At 66.5% G+C, this 11,751-nt stretch carries 12 protein-coding genes and 1 pseudogene; 9 read left to right on the top strand and 4 right to left on the bottom strand.

The genetic code is table 11. The features are described from left to right. Both ABZY11_RS03995 and dnaA read right to left on the bottom strand, forming a co-directional pair. A pseudogene (locus ABZY11_RS03995) lies at positions 1-176 on the bottom strand (DNA polymerase III subunit beta); the annotation flags it as partial. Between the two features lie 1,017 nt (positions 177-1,193). Beyond that, positions 1,194-2,993 (bottom strand): chromosomal replication initiator protein DnaA, encoded by a 1,800-nt coding sequence (dnaA, locus tag ABZY11_RS03990; RefSeq protein WP_356477596.1) that lies wholly within the window; start codon positions 2,991-2,993, stop codon positions 1,194-1,196. Positions 2,994-3,363: 370 nt separating this feature from the next. On the opposite strand from dnaA, the gene rpmH reads away from it, so the two are divergent. From rpmH to ABZY11_RS03945, 9 genes are all read left to right on the top strand, one after another. After that, positions 3,364-3,501 carry a 50S ribosomal protein L34 gene (rpmH, locus tag ABZY11_RS03985; RefSeq protein WP_030930485.1) on the top strand — a complete coding sequence of 46 codons (138 nt, stop codon included), beginning with the start codon at positions 3,364-3,366 and terminating at the stop codon, positions 3,499-3,501. A gap of 18 nt (positions 3,502-3,519) precedes the next feature. Then, on the top strand, positions 3,520-3,891 hold the full coding sequence (gene rnpA, locus ABZY11_RS03980; protein ID WP_093895046.1) for a ribonuclease P protein component: 372 nt from the start codon (positions 3,520-3,522) through the stop codon (positions 3,889-3,891). Next, positions 3,888-4,247: a membrane protein insertion efficiency factor YidD gene (gene yidD, locus ABZY11_RS03975; RefSeq protein ID WP_326766627.1), complete on the top strand. Its 360-nt coding sequence runs from the start codon at positions 3,888-3,890 to the stop codon at positions 4,245-4,247. Before rnpA ends, yidD begins: the two co-directional genes overlap by 4 nt. Positions 4,248-4,250: 3 nt before the next feature. After that, on the top strand, positions 4,251-5,507 hold the full coding sequence (gene yidC, locus ABZY11_RS03970) for a membrane protein insertase YidC (RefSeq protein ID WP_356477595.1): 1,257 nt from the start codon (positions 4,251-4,253) through the stop codon (positions 5,505-5,507). Between the two features lie 14 nt (positions 5,508-5,521). After that, positions 5,522-6,031, top strand: a complete 510-nt coding sequence (locus ABZY11_RS03965) for a R3H domain-containing nucleic acid-binding protein (RefSeq protein ID WP_353788634.1) — start codon at positions 5,522-5,524, stop codon at positions 6,029-6,031. Positions 6,032-6,141: 110 nt separating this feature from the next. Further along, positions 6,142-6,858 carry a 16S rRNA (guanine(527)-N(7))-methyltransferase RsmG gene (gene rsmG / locus ABZY11_RS03960; protein ID WP_356477594.1) on the top strand — a complete coding sequence of 239 codons (717 nt, stop codon included), beginning with the start codon at positions 6,142-6,144 and terminating at the stop codon, positions 6,856-6,858. A 289-nt stretch (positions 6,859-7,147) separates the two neighbouring features. Continuing rightward, entirely contained in the window at positions 7,148-8,224 is a 1,077-nt protein-coding gene (locus ABZY11_RS03955) for a ParA family protein (protein ID WP_356477600.1), read from the top strand. Continuing rightward, positions 8,221-9,321 carry a ParB/RepB/Spo0J family partition protein gene (locus ABZY11_RS03950; protein WP_356477593.1) on the top strand — a complete coding sequence of 367 codons (1,101 nt, stop codon included), beginning with the start codon at positions 8,221-8,223 and terminating at the stop codon, positions 9,319-9,321. Before ABZY11_RS03955 ends, ABZY11_RS03950 begins: the two co-directional genes overlap by 4 nt. 300 nt (positions 9,322-9,621) lie before the next feature. After that, positions 9,622-10,239: a GNAT family N-acetyltransferase gene (locus ABZY11_RS03945; RefSeq protein WP_356477592.1), complete on the top strand. Its 618-nt coding sequence runs from the start codon at positions 9,622-9,624 to the stop codon at positions 10,237-10,239. Between the two features lie 82 nt (positions 10,240-10,321). On the opposite strand, the gene trxA is transcribed toward ABZY11_RS03945, so the two are convergent. Further along, positions 10,322-10,654: a thioredoxin gene (gene trxA, locus ABZY11_RS03940; RefSeq protein ID WP_356477591.1), complete on the bottom strand. Its 333-nt coding sequence runs from the start codon at positions 10,652-10,654 to the stop codon at positions 10,322-10,324. A gap of 46 nt (positions 10,655-10,700) precedes the next feature. Next, positions 10,701-11,660: a thioredoxin-disulfide reductase gene (trxB, locus tag ABZY11_RS03935; protein ID WP_356477590.1), complete on the bottom strand. Its 960-nt coding sequence runs from the start codon at positions 11,658-11,660 to the stop codon at positions 10,701-10,703. Between the last annotated feature and the right edge of the window lie 91 nt (positions 11,661-11,751).

Here is an 11,751-nt window from a genome sequence, read left to right as displayed (position 1 = left end):
GCGTCCACCGAGACCCGGGCCGAGACCTCGTAGTCGAAGCTGGAGAAGCTGAGGACCCCGTCCTCAGCCTTCAACAGAAGGCCCGCAAGAACGGGCGCCGGCGGACGGGCCGGGAGGCTACGGGCCACCCAGGCCACAGCCTCCGCGAGTACATCGCGCTCCACCCGGATCTTCACCGGAACCGCCTCCTGCTGTTGCTCGCTCGCCCTGCTGGCCTTCGTCGTCTGATCGCGTCCCCCGCCGATGAGGCAGCGAGGACGCCGGGGACCAGTCTGACGTACGGCACCGACACTCGGTGCTGCTCGGGGTCAAGTCGCGACAAGAGGTTCGGAGGGCTCCGGCCCCGAGTTGTGCACAGGCCCCACTTCGAAGCGGATTCCGGGCTAACTCTGTGTGGCAGTAGTAGTAGGGCCTGTGGAAACCGTGGATAACGTTGTTTCCGCAGGTCAGGTCCTGTTTTTTGTCCACTGCCCCTGTGGGTGGCACCGGTGGACAACCCGGCGCTTCTGTGGACACAGGAAAGTTCTGCACACCCGATGCACAGGAGAGGGCACTTTCTCCCCAGGGCTGTCCCCAGCTTTACCCAGGTTCCCCACAGCCCAACCGACCCTCTTGGTGTGACGCCTTTCACTCGGCGCGGTGAAAGGCGGTGCCGCGTTGCCGAACAGTGGACAGAGGTGTGGAGAAGCAGCAGGAAGCTGGGGACAACACGGCTCGGTCTGTGGGTTGCCGGTGGACAACATCATCCACGCCCTGTGGACGAATATTTTGTCCACAGGCTGTGGATCACTGTTGACCACAAATCCCCAGGCCCTTGACCTGGCCTGATGGAGTATCGGCAGTCGCCCTTGTGGAAGCAATATGGACAACTTCCGGATCCCCAGGCTGTGGAGGGGAAAAACTCCCCAGATCTGTGGAGAACGGCAGGTCAGCGGCAGGTATTCGAACACTGCGGTGGCGTCGGAGCGTCGGCAGCGGGGCTCGGGGCGCGAGTCGGGCGGTCCTGGACGGTCGTCGGACGGCTTCCGAGGCGTCTGCGAGCGGGTCTCCGAGGTGCTTCTGGACGGTCCACAGACGGTCCACAGACGGTCTCCGGGCGGTCTTCCGGGCGGTCTCCGGGCAATGAAAAGGGCGCCCGAGGAGCCCTGTGAGAGCTCTTCGAGCGCCCTTGCGGCGCGTGCGGCGGTGACCCGTCAGCCGTTCTTGATGCGGTTGGTGAGCTCGGTGACCTGGTTGTAGATGGAGCGGCGCTCCGCCATCAGCGCGCGGATCTTCCGGTCCGCGTGCATCACCGTCGTATGGTCGCGGCCGCCGAACTGCGCGCCGATCTTGGGCAGTGAGAGATCGGTGAGCTCCCGGCAGAGGTACATGGCGATCTGGCGGGCCGTCACCAGCACGCGGCTGCGCGAGGTTCCGCAGAGATCGTCCACCGTGAGGCCGAAGTAGTCCGCGGTCGAGGCCATGATGGCCGTCGCCGTGATCTCCGGAGCCGAGTCCTCGCCGCCCGGGATCAGGTCCTTCAATACGTGCTCGGTCAGTCCGAGGTCCACCGGCTGACGGTTGAGACTGGCGAAGGCCGTGACCCGGATCAGCGCCCCCTCCAACTCCCTGATGTTCCGGGAAATACGGGAGGCGATGAACTCCAGCACCTCCGGCGGGGCGTTGAGCTGCTCCTGCACCGCCTTCTTACGGAGGATCGCGATCCGCGTCTCCAGCTCCGGCGGCTGCACATCGGTGGTCAGACCCCACTCGAAACGGTTCCGCAACCGGTCCTCCAGGGTCACCAGCTGCTTGGGCGGCCGGTCGGAGGACAGCACGATCTGCTTGTTGGCGTTGTGGAGCGTGTTGAAGGTGTGGAAGAACTCCTCCTGCGTCGACTCCTTGCTCGCCAGGAACTGGATGTCGTCGACGAGCAGGATGTCCACATCCCGGTACCGCTTGCGGAAGGTGTCGCCCTTCCCGTCGCGGATCGAGTTGATGAATTCGTTGGTGAACTCCTCGGAGCTCACGTACCGCACCCGGGTGCCCGGATAGAGGCTGCGGGCGTAGTGACCGATGGCGTGCAGCAGGTGGGTCTTGCCGAGCCCGGACTCCCCGTAGATGAAGAGCGGGTTGTACGCCTTGGCGGGGGCCTCGGCGACCGCGACCGCCGCGGCATGCGCGAATCGGTTGGACGCGCCGATGACGAAGGTGTCGAAGAGGTACTTCGGATTCAGCCGGGCCGCCGGCTCGCCGGGGCCGGGCGTGGGAGCGGGCTGCGAGCCCATCGGCCCGGTGGCGCCGCCGGGCCGTCCGGTGCCGGCGCCGCCCTGCCGGTGCTGCGGCTGGGGCTCCTGCATGTCGTGGTGCTCGGGGCGCTGCTGTTCGTAACCCTGGCGCTCGGGCGGCTGCGGACGGTAGTCGTGCTGCGGCTGCTGGGGGCGACCGCCGGCGTACGGCTCGCGCCACTGTTCCGCGGGAGCCTCGCGGTCCTGGAATCCGCCGAGCCGGGGCTGCTGCCAGGAGAGGTCCTCCTGGGTACGCGGCCACGCGCCGGGGTCGGGGCGCTGCTGCTGGTAGTCGGGGTAGGCCGGCCGGGCGGTCGGCATGCCGTCGTCGGAGGGCCGGTGCCCGTATCCGTCGTAGGCGTCGTTGTGCTGCCGCTCGTCGTGCTGCGGCCCCTGGTAGCGGTGCTGCTGGGACTGGTGCATCGGAGGCGCGGGCGGGCTCGGCGGCTCGCCCGCGGAGTCGTCGACGGTGATCGCGATGCGGATCGGGCGGCCGCATTCGCGGCTCAGCGTCTCGCTGATGAGCGGCGCGAGCCGGCCCTCCAGGACGCGCTTGCCCCATTCATTGGGAACGGCGAGCAGCGCCGTGTCGGCGACCAGGGCGAGCGGCTGGCAGCGCTCGATCCACTGTTTGTCCTTCGGCTCGATGCCCTGCTGTCCCTCCCCGAGGAGTTGCTCCAGCACTCGTGGCCACACTGCGGCAAGATCGGCAGGTACGTCAGCCACAAGGCACGCTCTCTCGCTGGTCCCACGAATGTGTGGTTCTCGGGACGGGATGGGTGGGGACCGGCAGGCAGGAAGAAAAGACCGGAACTCAGCCACGGTAGTCAGGGCGACCCGCGTGGTTCAAGTTGTTGTCCACAGCCTGTGCACAGTGGTGGGGTGCTGTGGAGCCGGTTTGACCGGATGGCGTAGCCGCGCGTACCGTGACCAGGTCGAGTTGTCGATGGCTGCTGCCGCCTGCCTCCGATGGGCAAAGATCACGATCTGTGATTGTGAAGCGGTGCACTAGAGCGTTTACGCGAGTCTCTCGTGGGCGCACGGTGACAGCCAGGCGATGTCCCGCCAACACACGATTCATTTCTGGAGCCCCCTAGTGAGCAAGCGCACCTTCCAGCCGAACAACCGTCGTCGCGCGAAGACCCACGGCTTCCGGCTGCGTATGCGCACCCGTGCCGGCCGCGCGATCCTCGCGTCCCGCCGTGGCAAGGGTCGCGCCAACCTGTCCGCCTGATCGCCAACAGGTCATGACGTGCTGCCTACCGAGAATCGGCTGAGGCGGCGCGAGGACTTCGCGACCGCAGTACGTCGAGGACGCCGGGCCGGCCGCCCGCTACTCGTCGTTCATCTACGCAGCGGTGCAACGGACCCGCACGTGACTGGGGAGAACGCTCCCCCGCCGCGTGCGGGTTTCGTTGTCAGCAAAGCCGTGGGTGGAGCGGTTGTGCGCACAGCGGTGAAGCGGAGGCTTCGCCACCTGGTCCGCGAACGGCTTGCCCTGCTGCCCCCCGGTAGCCTGGTTGTCGTACGAGCGCTGCCCGGTGCGGGCGACGCCGACCATGAACAGCTGGCCCGAGACCTGGACGCCGCTCTGCAGCGGCTGCTGGGAGGGGGCGCGCGATGAAGTACCCGCTGCTGGCTCTTATCAAGCTGTACCAGTGGACGATCAGCCCACTCCTCGGGCCTGTCTGCCGTTACTACCCGTCGTGTTCCCACTATGGATATACGGCGATCGACCGGCACGGAGCGATCAAGGGAACCGCGCTGACGGCTTGGCGCATCCTGCGGTGCAATCCGTGGTCACCCGGTGGCGTGGACCATGTTCCACCACGCAAACGTCCGCGTTGGCATGAACTCCTGCGTAATGCCATGCGCGGTGGCAAGGGCGGGGACTCCGCCGCTGATGCGCCTGTCCGGGGATCGGTTTCCGAACCCCCTGGTCAGGCCGCAGAGACTTCGCCCAATGCTCAAGGAGCCTGATTAGTGGACACGATTGCCAGTCTGTTCAGCTTTATCACCTGGCCCGTCTCATGGGTCATCGTCCAGTTCCACAAGATGTACGGGGCGATCTTCGGAGACGACACGGGCTGGGCCTGGGGCCTGTCCATCGTGTCCCTGGTGGTGCTGATCCGGATCTGCCTGATCCCGCTTTTCGTGAAGCAGATCAAGTCGACCCGCAACATGCAGGTGCTCCAGCCGAAGATGAAGGCGATCCAGGAGCGCTACAAGAGCGACAAGCAGCGTCAGTCCGAAGAGATGATGAAGCTGTACAAGGAGACGGGTACCAACCCGCTCTCCTCGTGCCTTCCCATCCTGGCGCAGTCGCCGTTCTTCTTCGCTCTGTATCACGTGCTCTCGGCCATCGCCTCGAACAAGAAGATCGGTGTCATCGACCAGTCGCTGCTCGACAGCGCCCGTCAGGCACACATCTTCGGTGCTCCGCTCGCTGCCAAGTTCATGGACAGCGAGGAGAAGGTCCAGGCCCTCGGTGCCTCGCTGACCGACGTCCGGGTCGTCACCGCGGTCATGATCGTGATGATGTCGGCGTCGCAGTTCTTCACCCAGCGCCAGCTGATGACCAAGAACGTCGACCTGACGGTCAAGACGCCGTACATGCAGCAGCAGAAGATGCTGATGTACATCTTCCCGGTGATCTTCGCCGTCATGGGTATCAACTTCCCCGTCGGTGTCCTCGTCTACTGGCTGACCACCAACGTCTGGACCATGGGTCAGCAGATGTACGTGATCAACCAGAACCCGACCCCGGGCAGCAAGGCGCAGGACCAGTACCTGGGACGTCTGCTGAAGAGCGTCACCGCTCACGGTGAAGTCCGCGGCAGGACCCGGCGCAACACCGTCAAGCGGATCGTGGCCAAGGGCCCGGACCGTAATGACATCGAGCGGAAGTTCATCACGGGGCTGGCCAAGCTGGGCCTCGCCGCCCAGGAGGACGGCACCGTGATCAAGAGCGAGACCGCTGTCGCCGAGGCGGAGGGTGGAGCCGCGCAGCGGCGCCAGCAGCCCAAGCGCCAGACCAAGGCCCAGCGCCAGACCGGTGCCGCGCAGGCCAAGGACACCGATTCCACCGAGTCGGGTGCCAAGACCTCCCTGCAGAAGCGGGACGCAGCGCAGGACGAAAAGCCCAAGCCGGCGGGCAAGCCCGCGTCCGGCTCCTCACGCCAAGCCAAGTCCGGACAGCGCAAGGGTCCGCAGCGGCCCAAGCACCCGTCCAAGAAGTAAGAAGGAGTCCATCCGTGACGGAAGGCACCACCTCCACGGCCGCTGAGGGCAGCGACACCTTGACCCGCCTTGAGCAGGAGGGCGAGATCGCAGCGGACTACCTTGAGGGTCTGCTCGACATCGCCGACCTCGACGGCGACATCGACATGGATGTCGAGGCGGATCGGGCCGCGGTCTCGATCATCAGCGAGTCGGCACGTGATCTGCAGAAGCTCGTGGGCCGCGACGGTGAGGTGCTGGAGGCGCTCCAGGAGCTGACGCGGCTCGCTGTTCACCGGGAGACCGGGGACCGCAGCCGGCTGATGCTGGACATCGCGGGCTTCCGGGCCAAGAAGCGGGCGGAGCTCGCCGAGCTGGGCGCCAAGGCCGCGGACGAGGTCAAGAGCACCGGCGAACCGGTGAAGCTGGACCCGATGACGCCGTTCGAGCGCAAGGTCGTCCACGATGCGGTCGCGGCCGCGGGCCTGCGCAGCGAGTCCGAGGGCGAGGAGCCGGAGCGCTTCGTCGTCGTCCTCCCGGCCTGACCGGACCCTGGTTCTGTCGGCCCCGTCTGTCCGCAGGCGGGGCCGATCTTTGTCAGCCTGATAGATCAGCCACCCACAGTGCGGTAGTGCGGTATGGAAGGACGGTTCCCGTGACGGCGGAAGTAGAGCTTCCCCAGGCGCCCGAAGGGGCGCGGGCGGTTTTCGGCGAGTTCTTCCCGGAGGCTGTCCGGTACGCGGAACTGCTGGCGGATGCCGGGGTGAAGCGGGGCCTGATCGGCCCGCGTGAGGTGCCGCGGCTGTGGGAGCGGCATCTGCTGAACTGTGCGGTGCTCTCCGAGGTCGTGCCCGAGGGGGTCACGGTCTGCGATGTGGGTTCGGGTGCCGGCCTTCCCGGTATCCCGCTGGCGCTGGTGCGTCCGGATCTGAAGATCACTTTGCTGGAGCCCTTGCTCCGGCGGACGAATTTCCTTCAGGAAGTAGTGGAGCTGCTGGGTCTGAACCATGTGACGGTTGTGCGTGGTCGGGCTGAGGAGGTCCTGGGCTCGCTGCAGCCGGTGCATGTGGTGACGGCTCGTGCTGTGGCGCCGCTGGACCGGCTGGCCGGCTGGGGCGTTCCGCTGCTGCGTCCTTACGGCGAGATGTTGGCGCTCAAGGGGGACACCGCCGAGGAGGAGATCGTCGGGGCGCGTGCGGCTCTGGGCAAGCTCGGTGTGGTGGAGACCGAGGTGCTGCATGTCGGGGAGGGCGTTGTCGACCCGATGTCCACGGTGGTGCGTGTGGTGGTCGGTGAGAGTCCGGGCGGTGTGAGGTTCGCCGCAAAGAGGGCCAAGGCTGCCAGGACGAGCCGTACGAGGCGCCGTCGCTGACGTCTCCGGTCCCACCGCGGGACGGAGCGCTACGGGCTGTATGCGCTCTCCCGACTGCACTTCCGATACGTGGCTGTATGTGCCCATGCGGAGTGTCGTGCCCCTGTAGCCAGGCTGCAGGGGCATCGTGTTTCACGTGAAACGTCGCTCTCTGCTGCAGGGAATCATCAGCCGCGGTCGTGCGGCTGCCGCGCCGCGGCATCGCAGGCCCGTTAGGGCTACGGAGTTGTCCACAGAAGCGGATTCATCCACAGAAGAGCGGGCCTCGCTGGTTCACGACCCCGAAAGCATGGCAGGCTCTGCTCATTGCGAGCCTGAAGTCGAGGAGAGTGAATCCTTGCGGTCCGACGCCAACATCGCGGGACCGATGACCGATCCGGTCCCCGGTCCCCGAACCGAATCGGCGGGGGAGGGTGTTTCACGTGAAACACCGCCGCCGATGGACGACACACCCATTGGTCGCGCGGCCCAGCTGGCGGTTGAGGCCCTTGGCCGCGCCGGCGAGGGCCTGCCCCGTCCTGACCGGACGCGCGTCATGGTGGTGGCCAATCAGAAAGGTGGGGTAGGCAAGACGACCACGACGGTCAATCTTGCTGCCTCGCTCGCGCTTCATGGCGCACGGGTTCTGGTGGTCGACCTTGACCCGCAGGGGAACGCCTCTACGGCTCTGGGTATCGATCACCATGCCGAAGTCCCCTCTATCTATGACGTCCTGGTGGAGAGCAGGCCGCTCTCCGAGGTGGTTCAGCCCGTACCGGACGTCGAAGGCCTCTTCTGCGCCCCTGCCACCATCGATCTCGCCGGTGCGGAGATCGAGCTGGTGTCGCTGGTGGCGCGGGAGAGTCGACTGCAGCGAGCGATCCAGGCGTATGAGCAGCCGTTGGACTACATCCTCATCGACTGCCCGCCTTCGCTCGGTCTGCTGACGGTCAATGCCCTGGTGGCCGGAGCCGAGGTGCTGATCCCTATCCAGTGCGAGTACTACGCGCTGGAAGGGCTGGGTCAGTTGCTGCGCAATGTGGACCTGGTGCGGGGGCATCTCAACCCCGATCTTCATGTGTCGACGATTCTGCTCACCATGTACGACGGCAGGACCAGGCTCGCTTCGCAGGTCGCGGAGGAGGTGCGCAGCCACTTCGGTAAGGAGGTGTTGCGGACCAGCATTCCGCGATCGGTGCGCATTTCGGAGGCGCCCAGTTACGGGCAGACTGTGCTGACCTACGACCCGGGTTCCAGCGGGTCACTGTCGTACCTCGAAGCGGCGCGTGAGATCGCCCTTCGGGGTGTCGGGGTCCACTACGAGTCCCAGCATGCCCAGCCGGGCAGCGGGAACAGCCAGCAGAGCATTTCGGAGGGGATTCAGTGAGCGAGCGTCGAAGAGGGTTGGGGCGTGGGCTGGGTGCCCTGATCCCCGCCGCTCCGCAGGAGAAGCAGGTGCCGTCCACGGGGATGGGATCGACCTCTGCTGGGGCGGGTCCTGTGATGACGGCGGAGCGGGGGGTGGCTGCGGCAAAGGTGGCCACTCGCGCGGGTGCTCCGGTTGTACCGGAGCCGAGTGCGCCGATTTCGGAGTCCGGAGCGGTCGCCGAATCGGCGGGACCTGCCGGGGCGTATTTTGCCGAGCTTCCTCTCGGCACCATCACCCCGAATCCTCGCCAGCCCCGTGAGGTGTTCGACGAGGACGCGCTCGCGGAGTTGGTGACCTCCATCAAGGAGGTGGGCCTCCTTCAGCCGGTTGTCGTGCGGAAGGTGGGGCCGGAGCGCTATGAGCTCATCATGGGCGAGCGGCGCTGGAGGGCTTGCCGTGAGGCGGGTCTTGAGCGGATTCCGGCTATCGTCCGGGCAACGGATGACGAGAAGCTTCTCCTGGACGCGCTCCTGGAGAACCTCCACCGGGCTCAGCTGAACCCGTTGGAGGAGGCAGCCGCGTACGACCAGCTGCTCAAGGACTTCAAGTGCACGCATGACCAGCTGGCCGACCGGATCGGGCGTTCCCGCCCGCAGGTGTCCAACACACTGCGTCTGCTGAGGCTGTCGGCTCCGGTGCAGCGGAGGGTGGCGGCCGGGGTGCTGTCGGCCGGTCATGCGCGGGCGCTGCTGTCCGTGGATGACTCGGAGGAGCAGGACAGGCTGGCCCATCGCATTGTGGCCGAGGGGCTCTCGGTGCGTGCGGTGGAGGAGATCGTGACCCTCATGGGCTCCAGTCCCACGAGCCCCGCCAAGGCCAAGGGGCCGCGGGCCGGCGGCCGGGTGTCGCCTGCACTGTCCGATCTCGCTACCCGGCTCTCGGACCGCTTCGAGACCAGGGTGAAGGTCGACCTCGGTCAGAAGAAGGGGAAGATCGTCGTCGAGTTCGCATCGATGGAGGATCTGGACCGCATTCTCGGCAGCTTGGCGCCGGGAGAAGGGCGCGTGCTGGATCGGGGACCCTCCGAGGAATCCGCTGAGGACGACGAGGGCTGACCCTGCCGATGGGGCTGTCGGGCGGGCTGTGTTCCGGTGGTTACCGGAACACAGCCCGCCCTTTGCTTTCTCTCGGTGTCGGCTTCATCCCTGGGTGGATACGATGCGTTCTGGTATGGCACATCCGGCTTGAGCCACCTCTGTAAGGAGGGCCATGCGATCAGTGAGCCACAGCCGACTGATGACAGTGGGGCTGGGCCTGGGGGCTGTCGGAGGGTTCGTCGGCAGCCTGCTCCTCGAACGGAGCGCACTGACTGTCGCACGCGATGCGGCGGGCGAAGGAAGCGAGGAACAGCCTTCATGGGGCGTCGGCTCGTACCGCTCACACTGGACAACCTTTCCGATCTCCCCAGACGCTGCCGCTCATGTGTCTTCTGGGAGCTTGATCCGGTCAGCGGGGAAGCTGCGGTAAAGGCGGGAACGCCCGAGCTGGAGAAAGAGGCCTGGATCTCGGCCGTTCTCCTGGAGTGGGGGTCGTGCGGCCGCGTTGTCTATGTCGACGATGTGCCGGTGGGCTACGTGCTCTATGCGCCACCGGCCTATGTACCGCGTTCGACCGCGTTTCCCACCAGCCCGGTCTCCTCCGATGCTGTGCAGTTGATAACTGCCTGGATCATGCCGGGCTACCAGGGGCAGGGGTTGGGCCGGGTCATGGTGCAGACCGTCGCCAAGGACCTGCTGCGTCGGGGGTTCAAGGCGATCGAGGCTTTCGGCGACGCTCGGTGGAAGGAGCCGGCCTGTGTGCTTCCCGCGGACCATCTACTGGCAGTCGGCTTCAAGACCGTACGGCCACATCCCGCTCATCCGCGATTGAGACTGGAACTTCGTACGACGCTGTCCTGGAAGGAAGACGTCGAGCTCGCACTGGACCGGCTGCTGGGCGCAGTGCAGAAGGAGCCGGCGCTGAGGCCGCTGTGAGCGAGAGCCCAGGACAATGTGAAACGGGTCCATCCCCCGAGGGATGGACCCGTTTCACGTGAAACAGCGGTTTGCTGCGGTACTACTCGCCGAGGAAGGGTTCGAGGTCGCGGACGATCGCGGCCTTCGGCTTGGCGCCGACGATGGTCTTCGCGACCTCGCCGCCCTGGTAGACGTTCAGGGTCGGGATGGACATGACGCCGTACTTGGCGGCCGTGGCCGGGTTCTCGTCGATGTTGAGCTTGACGACCTCGATCTGGTCGCCGTGCTCGGCGGCGATGGCCTCCAGGGACGGGGCGATCTGCCGGCACGGGCCGCACCAGGCGGCCCAGAAGTCCACCAGCACAGGCTTCGTGCTCTTCAGGACGTCCTCGTCGAAGGAGTCGTCGGTCACGTTCTTCAGGGCGCCGGCCACGGCGACCTCCTTAACTGCTTGGGGTGTGTGGGGTGAGAGGCGTGGTTCAGACGGTGGCCGCAGCGGCCTTCTCGTCGGCGAGCGCTGCGAGGAAGCGCTCGGCGTCGAGTGCGGCCGAGCAGCCCGTGCCGGCAGCCGTGATGGCCTGCCGGTAGGTGTGGTCGACGACGTCACCGGCGCCGAAGACACCGGTCAGGCTGGTGCGCGTCGAGGGAGCGTCGACCTTGAGGTAGCCCTCGTCGTCGAGGTCGAGCTGGCCCTTGAAGAGCTCGGTGCGCGGGTCGTGGCCCACCGCGATGAACAGGCCGGTCACCGCGAGCTCGGAGGTCTCGCCGGTCTTGGTGTTCCGAAGGGTCAGACCGGACAGCTTCTGGTCGCCGTGCACTCCGGCAACCTCGCTGTCCCAGGCGAACTTGATCTTCGGGTCGGCGAAGGCGCGGTCCTGCATCGCCTTGGAGGCTCGCAGTGTGTCCCGGCGGTGGACGATGGTGACCGACTTGGCGAACCGGGAGAGGAAGGTCGCCTCCTCCATCGCGGTGTCGCCGCCGCCGACCACCGCGATGTCCTGGTCCTTGAAGAAGAAGCCGTCGCAGGTGGCGCACCAGGAGACACCGCGTCCGGAGAGAGCGTCCTCGTTGGGCAGGCCCAGCTTGCGGTGCTGGGAGCCGGTCGTCACGATGACGGCCTTGGCGCGGTGCACCGTGCCGGCCGTGTCGGTGACCGTCTTGATGTCTCCGCTGAGGTCCACGGAGATGACGTCGTCGGGGACGAGCTCGGCGCCGAAGCGTTCGGCCTGCGCGCGCATGTTGTCCATGAGCTCGGGGCCCATGATCCCGTCCTGGAAGCCCGGGAAGTTCTCCACGTCGGTGGTGTTCATCAGCGCGCCACCGGCGGTGACGGCGCCCTCGAACACCAGCGGCTTCAGCGAGGCGCGTGCGGTGTAAAGGGCGGCCGTGTAGCCCGCGGGGCCGGAGCCGATGATGATCACATTACGGACGTCGCTCACGGGTTTCTTCCTCGTCTCTGCAGACTGCCTACTGTCCACGCCTACTGGGGCCGGTTCAACGACTCTCACCCCACCCAACGGATCCTACGGG

The sequence above is a fragment of the Streptomyces sp. NPDC006510 genome, assembly GCF_040611955.1.
In the GTDB taxonomy this organism is placed as follows: Bacteria; Actinomycetota; Actinomycetes; order Streptomycetales; family Streptomycetaceae; genus Streptomyces.
Note: the sequence above shows the minus strand (reverse complement) of the source record. Positions and strands in the feature narration are given on the sequence as shown.